9 protein-coding genes and 1 pseudogene are annotated in these 15,082 nt (G+C 72.0%); 3 read left to right on the top strand and 7 right to left on the bottom strand.

What is annotated here, in order from left to right; all coding sequences use genetic code 11:
• Nucleotides 1-7: 7 nt before the first annotated feature.
• The gene (gene uvrA, locus NR073_RS04495; protein ID WP_135019262.1) at nt 8-2,992 is read right to left on the bottom strand and encodes an excinuclease ABC subunit UvrA; all 2,985 of its coding nucleotides are present in this window, start codon (nt 2,990-2,992) and stop codon (nt 8-10) included.
• Between the two features lie 114 nt (nt 2,993-3,106).
• On the opposite strand from uvrA, the gene NR073_RS04490 reads away from it, so the two are divergent.
• Entirely contained in the window at nt 3,107-3,787 is a 681-nt protein-coding gene (locus tag NR073_RS04490) for an MBL fold metallo-hydrolase (protein WP_036338584.1), read from the top strand.
• A gap of 24 nt (nt 3,788-3,811) precedes the next feature.
• On the opposite strand, the gene NR073_RS04485 is transcribed toward NR073_RS04490, so the two are convergent.
• A complete protein-coding gene (locus tag NR073_RS04485) occupies nt 3,812-4,735 on the bottom strand; it encodes a methyltransferase domain-containing protein (protein ID WP_036338587.1) in 924 nt (307 codons plus the stop codon).
• Between the two features lie 42 nt (nt 4,736-4,777).
• Between NR073_RS04485 and NR073_RS04480 the strand changes: the two genes are divergently transcribed.
• Both NR073_RS04480 and NR073_RS04475 read left to right on the top strand, forming a co-directional pair.
• Nucleotides 4,778-7,411 (top strand): RNA helicase, encoded by a 2,634-nt coding sequence (locus NR073_RS04480; RefSeq protein ID WP_036338590.1) that lies wholly within the window; start codon nt 4,778-4,780, stop codon nt 7,409-7,411.
• 32 nt (nt 7,412-7,443) lie between these two features.
• A complete protein-coding gene (locus tag NR073_RS04475) occupies nt 7,444-8,910 on the top strand; it encodes an alpha/beta fold hydrolase (protein ID WP_063189259.1) in 1,467 nt (488 codons plus the stop codon).
• A 52-nt stretch (nt 8,911-8,962) separates the two neighbouring features.
• On the opposite strand, the gene NR073_RS04470 is transcribed toward NR073_RS04475, so the two are convergent.
• The 5 genes and pseudogenes from NR073_RS04470 to uvrB form a co-directional block, all read right to left on the bottom strand.
• A complete protein-coding gene (locus NR073_RS04470; protein WP_098092863.1) occupies nt 8,963-10,222 on the bottom strand; it encodes a TerC family protein in 1,260 nt (419 codons plus the stop codon).
• Nucleotides 10,223-10,436: 214 nt separating this feature from the next.
• A pseudogene (locus tag NR073_RS04465) lies at nt 10,437-11,408 on the bottom strand (TerC/Alx family metal homeostasis membrane protein); the annotation flags it as partial.
• Nucleotides 11,409-11,484: 76 nt separating this feature from the next.
• Nucleotides 11,485-12,204 (bottom strand): hypothetical protein, encoded by a 720-nt coding sequence (locus tag NR073_RS04460; protein WP_230277979.1) that lies wholly within the window; start codon nt 12,202-12,204, stop codon nt 11,485-11,487.
• Nucleotides 12,201-12,839, bottom strand: coding sequence for a SatD family protein (locus NR073_RS04455; RefSeq protein ID WP_036315325.1), 639 nt, complete (start codon nt 12,837-12,839; stop codon nt 12,201-12,203). The genes NR073_RS04460 and NR073_RS04455 overlap by 4 nt, the downstream gene beginning before the upstream one ends.
• A 77-nt stretch (nt 12,840-12,916) precedes the next feature.
• Complete coding sequence (gene uvrB, locus NR073_RS04450; protein ID WP_230277978.1) at nt 12,917-15,046, bottom strand: excinuclease ABC subunit UvrB; 2,130 nt, start codon at nt 15,044-15,046, stop codon at nt 12,917-12,919.
• Nucleotides 15,047-15,082: the final 36 nt, after the last annotated feature.

Here is a 15,082-nt window from a genome sequence, read left to right as displayed (position 1 = left end):
GTCCATGCTACGCGAGCAGTTCCGCGAGGAACCGGCCCGTGTGGCTCTCCGCGACGTGTGCGACCTCCTCCGGCGTGCCCGCGGCCACGATCGTGCCGCCCCCGGAGCCGCCCTCGGGGCCGAGGTCGATCACGTGGTCGGCACTCTTGATCACGTCGAGGTTGTGCTCGATGGTGAGCACCGTGTTGCCCTTGTCCACGAGGGACTGGAGCACGTGCAGGAGCTTGCGGATGTCGTCGAAGTGCAGCCCCGTGGTCGGCTCGTCCAGCACGTAGATGGTGCGGCCGTTGGAGCGCTTCTGGAGCTCGGCCGCCAGCTTCACGCGCTGGGCCTCGCCGCCCGAGAGCGTGGTGGCGGGCTGGCCCAGGCGGACGTAGCCCAGACCGACGTCGACGAGCGTGTCCAGGTACCGCGAGATGCGGGTGTACGCGCTGAAGAAGTCCGCGGCCTCCTCGATCGGCATGTCGAGGACCTCGGCGATGTTCTTGCCCTTGTAGGTGACCTCGAGCGTCTCCCGGTTGTACCGGGCCCCGTGGCACACCTCGCACGGCACGTAGACGTCCGGCAGGAAGTTCATCTCGATCTTCAGCGTGCCGTCCCCCGCGCACGCCTCGCAGCGCCCGCCCTTGATGTTGAAGGAGAACCGGCCCTGCTGGTAGCCCCGGACCTTCGCCTCGGGGGTCTCTGCGAAGAGCTTGCGGATCGCGTCGAACACGCCGGTGTAGGTGGCGGGGTTGGAGCGCGGCGTGCGCCCGATGGGGCTCTGGTCCACGTGGACCACCTTGTCCAGGTGCTCGAGCCCCTCCACGGACCGGTGCCGGCCGGGCACGAGCTTGGCGCCGTTGAGCCGGTTGGCCAGGACCTTGTAGAGGATCTCGTTGATCAGCGTGGACTTGCCCGAGCCGGACACACCCGTCACGGCCGTGAGGACCCCGAGCGGGACCTCCACCGAGACGTCCTTCAGGTTGTTCTCCTGGGCGCCGCGGACCGTCAGCACGCGCCCCTTCTCCGGGACGCGACGCCGCTCCGGCACCGCGATGGAGCGGCGCCCGGAGAGGTAGTCGCCGGTGACGGACCGCGTGTTCGCCTTGAGATCCGCCAGGGAGCCCGAGTGCACGACCTCGCCCCCGTGCTCGCCCGCGCGAGGACCGATGTCCACGATCCAGTCCGCCTCGGCGATCGTGTCCTCGTCGTGCTCGACGACGATGAGGGTGTTGCCGAGGTCCCGCAGGCGCAGGAGGGTCTCGATGAGGCGGCGGTTGTCCCGCTGGTGCAGGCCGATGGACGGCTCGTCGAGCACGTAGAGGACGCCGACCAGCCCGGAGCCGATCTGCGTGGCCAGGCGGATGCGCTGGGCCTCGCCTCCAGAGAGGGTGCCGGCCGGCCGCTCCAGGTTGAGGTACTCCAGGCCGACGTCCAGCAGGAACGCCAGCCGGGCCAGGATCTCCTTGAGCACCTGGTCCGCGATCTGCCGCTCCCGGTCCGTCAGCCGCAGCCCCGAGAAGAACTCCATGGCCTCCCGCATGGGCAGGCGGGTGGCGTCCGCGATGGACAGGCCGCCCACGAGCACGTTCAGGACCGTGGGGTTGAGGCGGGCCCCGTGGCACGCCGGGCACGGGATCTCCCGCATGAACGACTCGTAGCGCTCGCGGGCGCCGTCCGACTCGGTCTCCCCGTGCTTGCGCATCACGTAGGGGATGACGCCCTCGAAGCCCGTGGTGTAGCGGCGCTCGCGGCCGAACCGGTTGCGGAACGTCACCTCCACCTTGAAGTCCTTGCCGTGCAGGACGGCGTCGCGCTCCGCCTCCGTCAGGTCCTTCCACGGGGTGTCCAGGGAGAAGCCCATCTCCTTGCCCAGCCCGCCGAGCACGCGCAGCCAGTAGTCCGAGGTGGACTTGCCCAGCGACCACGGCACGACGGCGCCCTCGCGCAGGGACAGCTCGTCGTTGGCGACGACGAGGTCCGGGTCCACCTGCAGGCGGGAGCCGATGCCGGTGCACTCGGGGCACGCGCCGAACGGGTTGTTGAAGGAGAACGAGCGCGGCTCGATCTCGTCCACGGTCTGCTCGTGCCCGTTGGGGCAGGAGAGCTTCTCGGAGAACGAGCGGTACCGGGGGTTGCCCTCGGCGTCCCGCCCGCCGAACTCCGCGGTGTTCTTCCTGCCCTTCTCGGCGACCGGCTCCACGTCCACGAACTCGGCGACGACGAGGCCGTCCGCCAGCTTCAGGGCGGTCTCCACCGAGTCGGTGAGGCGCTGGCGGATGCCCTCCTTCATGGCCAGGCGGTCCACGACGACGGCGATGGTGTGCTTGACCTGCTTCTTCAGCACGGGCGGGTCCGAGAGCTGGACGGTCTCCCCGTCCACGACGGCGCGGGCGAAGCCCTGCGTGGACAGGTCCTGGAACAGGTCCACGAACTCGCCCTTGCGGCCGCGGACCACGGGCGCGAGCACCTGGAAGCGGGTGCGCTCGGGCAGCTCCTCGAGCTGGTCCACGATCTGCTGCGGGGTCTGCCGGCTCACCGGCTCGCCGCACTGCGGGCAGTGCGGCACCCCGACGCGCGCCCAGAGCAGGCGCATGTAGTCGTAGATCTCGGTGATGGTCCCCACCGTGGAGCGCGGGTTGCGGTTGGTGGACTTCTGGTCGATGGACACGGCCGGGGACAGGCCCTCGATGAAGTCCACGTCCGGCTTGTCCACCCGGCCCAGGAACATGCGGGCGTAGGAGGAGAGCGACTCGACGTAGCGTCGCTGGCCCTCGGCGAAGATCGTGTCGAAGGCCAGGGAGGACTTGCCCGAGCCGGACAGGCCCGTGAACACGACCATGGCGTCCCGCGGGAAGCTGACGTCCACGTCCTTCAGGTTGTGCTCGCGGGCGCCCTGGACGACGATGCGGTCCCGCTCGCCCGAGCGCGCGCCGCCGGGGCCGGAGGCGAGGCCGCCGGGGTGGGCCTCGACGGCGGAGGAGACGGTGGTGGAGGAGTTCTTGGGCACGCGGCCAGCATAGGGGCGGGCACGGATACGACACCGGGGTCTCGCCTGTGGGCGAACCGACCGCGGGCCGGGCCCGCCCTGGCGCGTCGCCGCCCCGTCCGTACACTGTTGCGCATGCCCGAGACCGCCCGGAACCGCCTCCTGCACGATCTGCCCGCCGTCACGGTGCGCGCCTGCTCCGTGTCGGAGATGGACAACAACGTGTACCTGCTCACCTCCAAGACCACGGGGGCGCAGGTGCTGATCGACGCCGCCGCCGAGGCCGAGGCGATCCGCGACCTCATCGCCTCGGCCGCGGACGACACCCCGTGCGAGCCGCGCCTCGAGATGATCGTCACCACGCACCGGCATTGGGACCACGTGCGCGCGCTGCCGGCGCTGGCCTCCCTGACCGGGGCCCGCACGGCGGCCGGCGAGGACGACGCCGACGCAATCGCCGAGGCCACGGGGGTCGCCCCCGACGTGCGCCTGCGCCACGGGGACATCGTGGGGGTGGACGGGCTCCGGCTCGAGGTGCTGGCCCTGCGCGGCCACACGCCCGGGTCGATCGCGCTGGTGTGCCGCCCCGAGGCGGACGAGCCGGCCGTGCTCTTCACCGGCGACTCCCTCTTCCCGGGCGGGGTGGGCAACACCGAGGGCGACGACGGCCGGTTCCGTCAGCTGTTCACGGACGTCACCGAACGGATCTTCGACGCGTTCGACGACGACGTGGTGGTCCACCCCGGCCACGGCGCCTCGACGACCCTGGGCGCCGAACGCCCCCACCTGCCGGAGTGGGCCGAGCGCGGCTGGTGACGGCCCGCCCGGGCGGGCCCGGCGTCAGGCCGGCTTCTGCCCCACCATGAACAGGCGCCGGGCCGGGAAGATCGTGACCGGGCCGCCGTCGTCGGCCGTGACGCCGGGCACCGGCGGGTATGCCTCGCGCATGGCGGCGCGGTACCGGTCCACGAACGCCTCGAGCAGCCCGGCGCCCTCGGCGGAGCCCTCCTCGGCGTCCCAGCGGGCCAGGGCCTGCAGGCTCGGTCGCAGGGCCGCGCCGGAGGTCCACCGGAACACCGGGTCCTCGCCCGTCAGCACCTGCTGGTACTCCGTCTCCCAGACGACCGGGGACCACCCCGCCTCGAGGAACAGCCGCGTGTACTCCTCGGGCGGCGCCACGGTGCGGGTGGTGGCCACGCCGTGCAGCGGCTCGGAGAAGGCCGGGTCCTCGGCCAGCGCCACGATCGCCGCGTGGGAGGGCTGCTCGTAGGGCCGCGGGATCTGCGCCGCGAACCAGGCCCCCGGCGTGAGGTCCCCGAGCCAGCGCCGGATCAGGCGACGGTGCGTCGGGATCCACTGGAGCATCGCGTTGGACACCACGACGTCCGTCGCCCTCGACGGGCGCCACTGCGAGGCGTCGACTGCCTCGAAGCGCAGGTTGGCGGGGGTGCCCGTGCGGGCGGCCTGCTCCCGGGCCCGCTCGAGCATCGCGGGCGAGTCGTCCAGACCGATCACCTCGGCGTCCGGCCAGCGCTCGGCTAGCGTCCGGGTCAGGGTCCCCGGGCCGCAGCCCAGGTCCACCACGACGCGCGGCGCCTCGGCGCGGACGCGCCCCACCAGGTCGTGGAAGGGGCGGGCGCGATGCTCGGCGAAGCCCTCGTACTGCGCGGGATCCCAGGTGAACCCCCCGCCCTGTCGGCCGGTCACGTCCCCCACGACGGCGTCGGTGTCCGGATGCGGGCTCTCAGGCGCGATCTGACTCATGGCGGCACCGTATCGCGCGGAGCGGCCGATACCCTGGGGGCGATGACTTCTGCCGCCACGAACCCGCCCTCGCTGACCGACCGCATCGACGCGCTCCCGCCGACCCCGGACGCCGACGACGTCTTCGGGGCCTTCGCGGCCTGGACCGAGGACCGCGGCATCTCGCTCTACCCCGCCCAGGAGGAGGCCGTCCTCGAGCTCGTCCAGGGCAAGCACGTGATCCTGGCGACGCCCACCGGCTCCGGCAAGTCCCTGGTGGCGCTGGCCGCACACGCCGACGCGCTCGCCCACGACGCCGTCTCCTACTACACGGCGCCGATCAAGGCGCTCGTCTCGGAGAAGTTCTTCGCGCTGGTGGACGTGTTCGGGGCGGAGAATGTGGGCATGGTCACGGGTGACTCCACCGTCAACGGTGACGCGCCGATCATCTGCTGCACCGCCGAGATCCTGGCCAACCGCGCGCTGCGCGAGGGCTCGGGCATGGAGATCGGCACCGTGGTGATGGACGAGTTCCACTACTACGCGGACCCCTCCCGTGGCTGGGCCTGGCAGGTCCCCCTCCTCGAGCTGCCGCAGGCCCGGTTCCTGCTCATGTCGGCCACCCTCGGCGACACGACCCGCCTCGAGGCGGACCTCACCGAGCGCACCGGGCGCGAGGTCGCCGTCGTCGCCCATGCGGAGCGCCCCATCCCGCTGACGTTCGAGTGGTCCGAGGTGCCGCTGCAGGAGAAGGTCGAGGAGCTCGTGAGCACCCACCAGGCACCGGTGTACATCGTGCACTTCTCGCAGCTGGACGCCGTGGAGACGGCCCAGGGGCTGTCCTCGATCTCGGTGACGTCCAAGGAGGAGAAGGAGGCGATCGCCGCGCGGATCGCCGGCTTCCGCTTCTCCGCGGGCTTCGGGCACACCCTGAACCGCCTCGTCCGGGCGGGCATCGGCGTGCACCACGCGGGCATGCTGCCCAAATACCGCCGCCTCGTGGAGAAGCTGGCCCAGGACGGCCTCCTCAAGGTCATCTGCGGCACCGACACGCTCGGCGTCGGGATCAACGTGCCGATCCGCACCGTGCTGCTCACCGCGCTGTCCAAGTTCGACGGCGAGAAGACCCGCCTGCTGCAGGCCCGCGAGTTCCACCAGATCGCCGGCCGGGCGGGCCGGGCCGGCTTCGACACCTCCGGCACCGTGGTGGTCCAGGCCCCCGAGCACGTGATCGAGAACAAGGCGGCCGAGCGCAAGGCCGCCGCGAAGTTCGCGAACGTCAAGGACGAGGCCGAGCGGGCCAAGCGCATGAAGCAGTCCGTGAAGTCCGGCAAGCGCAAGACCCCGCCGGCCGGCTTCGTCTCGTGGGGGCCGGCGACGTTCGAGCGCCTCGTCTCGGCCGAGCCGGAGCCGCTGGTCTCCCGCATGCGGATCACGCACTCCATGCTGCTGAACATCCTCGACCGGCCCGGCGACCCGGTGATCGCGGTCCGGCGCCTGCTGCGCGGCACCCACGAGACCCCGGCCCGCCAGGCGGTGCTCATGCGCCGCGCGCTCGGGATCTTCCGGGAGCTGCTGGCCACGGGCGTCGTCGAGCGTCTGCCCGAGCCGGACGCCGAGGGCCGCACCGTGGACCTCACGGTGGACCTGCAGCCGGACTTCGCGCTCAACCAGCCGCTCTCCCCCTTCGCCCTCGCCGCGCTCGACCTGCTGGACCCGGCCGATCCCGACCACGCGCTCGACGTCGTCTCCGTGATCGAGGCGACCCTCGACCCGCCGCGCCAGGTGCTCTCCGCCCAGGTCAAGCACGCCAAGGGCGAGGCCGTGGCCGCCATGAAGGCCGAGGGCATGGACTACAACGACCGCATGCGGGCCCTCGACGAGATCACCCACCCGCGGCCGCTGGCCGAGCTCCTCGAGCAGCAGTTCGAGCTCTACCGGCAGGACGCCCCGTGGCTCGCGGAGTTCGAGCTGACCCCCAAGTCCGTGGTGCGCGACATGTTCGAGCGGGCCATGGGCTTCGGCGACTACGTGCGGTTCTACGGGATCGCCCGGTCCGAGGGCGTGCTGCTGCGCTACCTCACGGACGCGGTCAAGGCACTGCGCCACACGGTGCCCGAGGCGGCCCGCACCGAGGATCTCCAGGTGCTGCTGGACTGGCTCGACGAGATGGTGAAGCAGACCGACTCGTCCCTCCTGGAGGAGTGGGAGGACCTGGTGGCCGGGGACATCGACGAGCTGCGCCGGGACATGGAGGCGCTCGAGCCGCCGGCGCCGCCTCGCCTGACGGACAACGAGCCCGTGTTCCGGGTGATGGTCCGCAACGCGATGTTCCAGCGGGTGCGCCTGTTCGGCGACGAGCGGGACGAGGCGCTCGCGCGCCTGTCCGGCGAGCTGTCCGCCGACGACTGGGCCGACGCCCTCGACGCCTACTTCGACGACCACGAGGACATCGACGACGGCCCCGCCGCGCGCGGCCCCGAGCTGTTCCGCGTGACCGCAGCCCCCGACGTCGCCGCCCCGCTGGAGCTGGCCGGCCCGCGCTGGTGGGCGGTGCGGCAGGTCCTGAAGGACCCGGACGGGGACCTGGACCACGGGATCAACGCCGTGGTCGACCTGGACGCCTCCGACGAGGCGGGCCATCCCGTGATCCGGGTGGTCTCCGTGGGCGCGCCCGAGTCCGGGTGGGGCCTGTGAGCGCCGGGGACGCCCGGGCGGCAGGACGGCCCGTGGCGGGCGACCCGCGCGGCTTCGCTCCCCTCGAGCCGGCCCGCCACCGCGTAGGCGAGCGCACCGAGCTCTACGACGGCACCGTCACGGTGGACCACTGGTTCTCGGTGCCGATCGACCACGCGCTGGGCCTCGCCGAGGCCGAGGCGCAGGACGCGGCGGGCACCGGCGTCGGGCCGCACGGGCGCGGCACGCTGACCGTCTTCGCCCGCGAGATCCGGGCGAAGGACGACCCCGAGGGCGAGCGCCCCTGGGCCCTGTACCTCCAGGGTGGCCCCGGCAGTGCCGGGCCCCGCCCGGCGCGCCTGAGCGGCTGGCTCGGCGCGCTGGCCGAGAGCCACCGCGTGCTGCTGCTGGACCAGCGCGGCACGGGGCGTTCGACCCCGGCCACTGTGGCGACCCTGACCGCCCCGGGCGCCTTCGCCACGGACGAGGCGCGCGCCGAGCACCTGGTGCACCTGCGGGCGCCCTCGATCGTGCGGGACGCCGAGATGCTGCGCCTCGCCCTCGGCGCCGGGCCGTGGACCACACTGGGCCAGAGCTTCGGCGGGTTCTGCACGCTGAGCTATCTCTCCTTCCACCCGGAGGGCCTGCAGCGCAGCCTGGTGACCGGCGGCCTCGCCCCGCTCACCGGCCACGCCGACCGGGTCTACCGGGCCACCTACGCCCGGATGCGCGCCCGCACCGAGGAGTTCTTCGACCGGCACCCGGCCGACCGCGACGCGTGGTCGGAGGCCGTGGGGCTGATCCGCGCCGCCGAGGCCGCGGGCGCCCCGATCCCCCTGCCCGGCGGCGGGCCGCTCACCGTGGGACGGGCCCAGGGTCTGGGCATGCTGCTGGGCGGCAACACCCGCGTGGACCGCCTGCACTGGGTCCTCGCCGAGGCCGTGGACCGCACCGGACCCGCGCCGCGCCTGTCCGAGACGTTCCTGGCCGCCGTCGCCGACCAGGACGACCGCCTCGTCAACCCGCTCTACACCGTGCTGCACGAGGCGATCTACGCGCAGCCGGCGGACCTGGCCGGCGGCCGGGCGGACACCGGCTGGTCGGCGTCCCGGATGCTCGCCGAGCACCCGGACTTCGACCCGGAGGCGACCACGGTCCCGCTGCCCACGGGCGAACACGTCATGCCCTGGTCCGTCGAGGTCGACCCCCGGCTGCGGCCCCTGGCCGGCACGGCGCGGCTGCTCGCCGAGCGCACGCAGTGGGGCCCGCTCTACGACGTGGCTGCCCTGGCGCAGAACACCGTCCCCGTGGCCGCCGCCGTCTACGCCGACGACGTGTACGTGGACCGGGACCTCTCGCTCGAGACCGCGCGGCGCGTCCGCGGCCTGCAGGTGTGGGAGACCGACGCCTTCCACCACGACGGCATCGCCGACGACGGACCGGCGATCCTCGAGCGGCTCCTGGCGATGACCGCGCCGGACGGCGCCGGGACGACGACGGCCCCCGACCCGGTCGACTGACCGGCCCGGGGGCCCGGGCGCCGGCGGAGGGCTCCCCGGCGCCGTGATCGGCTCAGACGGTGGGCCCGTCCTGCCGCACGATCTGCTCGGAGACCCCGCGCGCGTCGTCGTCACGGGGATCGGCGAGCCGGGTCTCGTGGGCCGTGCGGATGATGGCCGACCACGCGTCCTTGTGCTCGAGCAGCTGGTCGCGCCAGCGCTGGTCCACGGCCTCGGCCCGGGCCGTCCAGCGATCCATCAGGGCGGCGGCGCGCTCGCGCTCGGCCGGGTCGGCGTCCTCGGGCAGCTTCGAGTACCGGTACGAGTACTTCTCGGCGTTCTGCAGCGCCCGCAGGGCCTGGCCCTTCGGCGAGGCCAGGGAGATCGCCACGGTGATCGCCAGGATCACGACGACGACCACGAGGGACAGCGTCGTGGGGATCTCGACGACGGGCACGTTCTCGCCGCCGTTGATGAACGGCAGGTTGTTCTCGTGCAGGGCGTGCAGGATCAGCTTCACGCCGATGAACGCCAGCAGCGCGGAGAGCCCGTAGGCCAGGTAGACGAGGCGGTCGAGCAGGCCGTCGATCAGGAAGTACAGCTGGCGCAGGCCCATGAGCGAGAACGCCGTGGCGGTGAAGACGATGTACGCCTCCTGGGTCACGCCGAAGATCGCGGGGATGGAGTCGAAGGCGAAGAGGATGTCCGTGGCGCCGATCGCGATCATCACGAGGAGCATCGGCGTCATGAGGCGCTTGCCGTCCACCGTCGTGAAGAGGCGGTCGCCGTCGAACTGCTCGGAGGCGGGCAGGAACCGCTTGACGAGGCGGACCATCACGTTGTCCGCCTCGTCCTGGGCGCCCTCGGCGTCGCCGGACATCTCGCCCTTGAGCTGGCCGCCGGCGATGATCAGCAGGAACAGGCCGAAGAGGTAGAACACGTCCGACCACGTGGCGATGACGGCGGCGCCCAGCAGGATGAACAGGGTGCGCGAGATCAGCGCGAACGTGATGCCGAACAGCAGCACCTTCTGCTGGTACTCGCGCGGCACCCGAAAGCTGGCCATGATGACCAGGAAGACGAACAGGTTGTCGACGCTGAGCGCCTTCTCCAGCAGGTAGCCGGTGTAGTACTCGACCGCGTGCTGGGTGTCGCCGAAGGCGAAGAACACGAGGCCGAAGACGAGCGCGAGGCCGACGTAGACGCCGGACCAGATCGCGGCCTCCCGGATCGACGGCGTGTGCGCCTTGCGGACATGGGCGAAGTAGTCGAACGCGAGGAGCCCGACGATCAGCGCGATCGTCAGGCCCCAGGTCAGGCCGTTGATTTCCACGGGTCACCTCTCGGCGTCAGGGGTCAGGACGGTGCCGCAAGTCTCTCCGCCCGCCGCGGCCGCGGCCCGGGCCCCTGTGTCCGGCCGGCGGCGCGCTCTCGGCGGCCGCGGCGTGCTGACGTCCACAGTGTTCGGGATACTCCCCTACGTCGCCGGTCAGTCTACCCGGTCGCACGACGACGCCCCGACCCGCGGCGGGCGGAGCGGGGCGTCGTCGGGCCCGCTGGTGCGGGCCGCGGGTCAGCGACGCCACGGTGGCCAGCACCAGGGTGCCGACGATGACGCCGAGGGAGACGAACGTGGAGATCTCCGGGACGGCTGTCACCGGGTGGCCGCCGTTGATGAAGGGCAGCTCGTTCTCGTGCAGGGCGTGGAAGACGAGCTTGACGCCGATGAAGGCGAGGATGAACGCGAGCCCGTGCTTGAGGAACACGAGACGGTCCATGAGCCCGCCCAGCAGGAAGTAGAGCTGGCGCAGGCCCATGAGGGCGAAGATGTTGGCGGTCAGGACGATGAACCAGTTCTGGGTGAGGCCGAAGATCGCCGGGATGGAGTCCACCGCGAACATCACGTCCGTCAGGCCGATCGTGATGAACACGACCACCATGGGGGTGAACATGCGCCGGCCGTCCACGGTGGTGCGCAGTCGGTTGCCGTCGTAGTCGGGGGCCACGTTGAGGCGGCGGGTCAGGCGGGCCACGACGCCCGGCTCGGACTCCTCGTCCTCGCCGTCGTCCTTGAGCTGCTGCCAGGCGGTCCAGAGCAGGAAGGCGCCGAAGATGTAGAACACCCACGTCAGGTGCTCGATGGCGACGGCGCCGACCGCGATGAACACCGCGCGGGCGATCAGCGTGATGATGATGCCCACCATCAGCACCTCCTGCTGGTAGCGGCGGGGCACCTGGAACGTGGCCATGATGATGAGGAACACGAACAGGTCGTCCACGCTGAGGCTGTACTCGGTGACCCAGCCGGCGAGGAACTCGGTGCCGTGCTGTGCATCGCCCAGGGCGAAGAGCAGCCCCGCGAAGACCAGCGCCAGCGCCACGTAGAACCCGATCCACAGGCCGGCCTCCTACATGGAGGGCTCGTGGGGGCGGCGCGCGACGTACAGCAGGTCGAGCAGGAGGATGACGCCGAGGACCACAAGGGTCGTGATCTCGAAGACGGGACTGAGCACGTCCATGGAGGGGTTCCTTTCGTGGGGGCCGCGCCAGTGTAGACGGGTGCGGCCCCGCGCGCGGACGCGGGTGGGCCCGGTCTCAGGCTGCGCCGGGGGCGGTCAGGCCCAGGGCGAGCCAGACGACGACGGCACCGGCGGCGGCCAGGCCCCAACTGGTGAGGGAGCCGATGAGGAACTCCTCCGCGCGCGAGCCGGCACCGCGGTCCGCCGAGATCTCCGGGAAGCGCACGATGCCCTTGGCCGCCATCAGGGCCGCGATCACCGGATAGGCCTGCGCGAGCCCCAGGACGACCATGAGCAGCCGCTCCATGGGCCCGATGTAGCGGCCGCCGCGCAGGCCGTCGGCCGCGGGGTCCCCCGTCTCCTCGTCGCCCCCGTCGGCGGACCGGCCCGCCAGGGCGAGGACCGCGCGGGTGACCCGGTTGCCGGTCTCGGTCAGCGCCACCGTCACCGCCAGCAGCGTGAGTGCCGGGGGCGCGGAGCGCAGACCCGCGGGCGCCAGGGTCGACTCGAGCACGGCCACCAGGCCGACCGCGGCCGCCACCGCGACCACCCCGAGCGGCCGGTCCGGGTGCAGCCACGTCCAGCCCATCAGCAGGCCGAGGGCCACCAGGCCGCCGCCCACCGCGACGGAGATGCCGGTCGGCGCCAGGACGGCCACCAGCACCGCGGCGAGGACGGCGGCCACCGCCGCGCCGGCCCGGGCCAGCCACCGCCGCCGGGGGGTGGGCCAGGCGCCGGGCAGGACGGCGTCGAGCAGGTCGTGCAGCCCCAGCGCGAGCAGGGCGAGGGCGGTCACGGCGCGACCTCCGTCGCCGCGGCGGCGAGCTCGGCGTCCAGCTCGAGCAGCCGGTCGATCCCGGACCGCGCGACGGCCTGTGACACCGCGGACTGCGTGATCCGCTCCGCCCGTGCCGCCTCCGCCTGGGTCGCCCCGCCCAGCAGGGCGGCGGCGATTCGGCGTTCGCGGGCCTTGAGTCGGCCGAGGACATGGTCGCGCAGCAGGACGAGCCCGTCCACGGCGGCGGTGAGGGACGGGTCCGCGGCGCGGAAGGCGGTCGCGGCTCCGACAGCCCGCTCATGCGCGCGCTCGACGGCCTCGCGGGCCCGATACCAGGCCGGTCCGTCCTCGATGCCGTCTCCGCCGGCGTCCAGGGCCCGCCGCTGCCCCAGGCCGATCCCGAAGCGCAGGTCCAGGCCCGGGGGCAGGGCGAGCGTGACGCGGACGGTCAGCCGGAGCGCGTCCGGCCAGGTGCGGTGCAGCGCCTGGAACTCGTCGCCGACGCTGGCCCAGGCGGGACGCAGCGGCGGGACGTCCTGTTCCGCGGCCGCGAAGGCGGCCAGGATCTGCTCCTGCGCGCGGTCCCGGTCCGGGAGGGCGCGGGAGCCGACGATGTCCGCGATCACGGCCGCGACCGGGGGTGCTGCGCTCATGGCGTCACACTATCACTGATATGAAGATATTCATCAGTGTTTTCATAACACCCCGGGGCGCGGAACGCGCCGGGCGGTCACTGCTCCCGCTTCATCTGCCGCAGCTCCTTCTTGAGCTCGCCGACCTCATCGCGCAGGCGGGCCGCGAGCTCGAACTGCAGGTCCGCCGCCGCCTGGTGCATCTGCTGCGACATCTGCTCGATCAGATCGGCCAGGTCCTTGGCGGGCAGCGACGCCGGGTCCACCGCCGGGGCCTCGGCACCCTCCCCCGTGGCCGGGGCCCGGTCCAGTGAGCTGAGGCCGCGGTGGCCCATGCCGAAGTCGAACCCGGACTTCACGCCGCCCATGCCCTTGAGGAAGTCGGCGGTGTCCGCGTCCTCCCGGGCCAGCTGGTCCGTGATGTCCGCGATGCGCTTGCGCAGCGGCTGGGGGTCGATCCCGTGCTCCTCGTTGTACGCGATCTGCACGGCCCGGCGCCGCTCGGTCTCGTCGATCGCCCGCCGCATGGAGTCCGTGACGTTGTCGGCGTACATGTGGACCTCGCCGGAGACGTTGCGGGCGGCGCGGCCGATGGTCTGGATGAGGGAGGTGGTGGAGCGCAGGAACCCCTCCTTGTCCGCGTCCAGGATCGCCACGAGCGAGACCTCGGGCAGGTCCAGGCCCTCGCGCAGCAGGTTGATGCCCACCAGCACGTCGAAGGTGCCCTTGCGCAGCTCCCGCAGCAGCTCCACGCGGCGCAGCGTGTCCACATCCGAGTGGAGGTACTCGACCTTCACCCCCGCCTCGAGCAGGTAGTCCGTGAGGTCCTCGGCCATGCGCTTGGTCAGCGTGGTCACCAGGACGCGCTCGTCCTTGGCCGTGCGCACGCGGATCTGCTCGAGCAGGTCGTCGATCTGGCCCTCGGTCGGCTTGACCACCACCTGCGGGTCCACCAGCCCGGTGGGCCGGATGATCTGCTCGACGTAGCCGTCCGCCTGGCCGAGCTCGTAGGCGCCCGGCGTCGCGGAGAGGTACACGGTCTGCCCGATCCGCTCGAGGAACTCGTCCCACTTCAGCGGGCGGTTGTCCATGGCCGAGGGCAGGCGGAAGCCGTGCTCCACGAGGGTGCGCTTGCGGGACATGTCCCCCTCGTACATCGCGCCGATCTGCGGGATGGTCACGTGGGACTCGTCCACCACGAGCAGGAAGTCGTCCGGGAAGTAGTCCAGCAGGCAGTGCGGGGCGGAGCCGGCGGGACGGCCGTCGATGTGGCGCGAGTAGTTCTCGATGCCGTTGCAGTAGCCCATCTGCTGCATCATCTCGAGGTCGTACGTGGTGCGCATGCGCAGCCGCTGCGCCTCGAGCAGCTTGTCCTGGGACTCCAGCTCCTGCAGCCGCTCCCGCAGCTCGTCCTCGATGGTGGTGATCGCCCGGCCCATGCGCTCGTCGCCGGCCACGTAGTGCGAGGCCGGGAAGATGTACATCTCCTCCTCCTCGCGCACCACCTGGCCGGTGAGCGGGTGCAGGGTCTGGATGGACTCGATCTCGTCCCCGAAGAACTCGATGCGCACCGCGAGCTCCTCGTACATGGGGATGATCTCCACGGTGTCCCCCCGCACCCGGAAGGTGCCGCGGTGGAAGTCGACGTCGTTGCGCACGTACTGCATCTGCACGAACCGCCGCAGGAGCACGTCCCGGTCCATCTCCGCACCGCGGCGCAGGGTGACCATCTGCTCGATGTACTCCTCGGGCGTGCCGAGGCCGTAGATGCAGGAGACGGTGGCCACCACGATCACGTCCCGCCGGGTCAGCAGCGCGTTCGTGGCCGAGTGGCGCAGCCGCTCGACCTCCTCGTTGATGGAGGAGTCCTTCTCGATGAAGGTGTCCGTCTGCGGGACGTACGCCTCGGGCTGGTAGTAGTCGTAGTAGGAGACGAAGTACTCGACCGCGTTGTTGGGCAGCAGCTCCCGGAACTCGTTGGCCAGCTGCGCCGCGAGCGTCTTGTTCTGCACCATCACCAGCGTGGGCCGCTGGAGGCGCTCGACGAGCCACGCCGTCGTCGCCGACTTGCCCGTGCCGGTGGCGCCCATCAGGACGACGTCCTTCTCCCCCGCCTCCACGCGCTCGGCGAGCTCGGCGATGGCCTTCGGCTGGTCACCGGAGGGCTGGTAGGGGGAGATGACCTCGAACGGGGCGACGACGCGGTTGATCTTCTCGGCCAGGCTCATGGCAGAACCCTACGTCGCGCCCCGGACACCCCGGCG

Source organism: Micrococcus sp. Mcc28 (genome assembly GCF_024519775.1).
In the GTDB taxonomy this organism is placed as follows: Bacteria; Actinomycetota; Actinomycetes; order Actinomycetales; family Micrococcaceae; genus Micrococcus; species Micrococcus luteus.
Note: the sequence above shows the minus strand (reverse complement) of the source record. Positions and strands in the feature narration are given on the sequence as shown.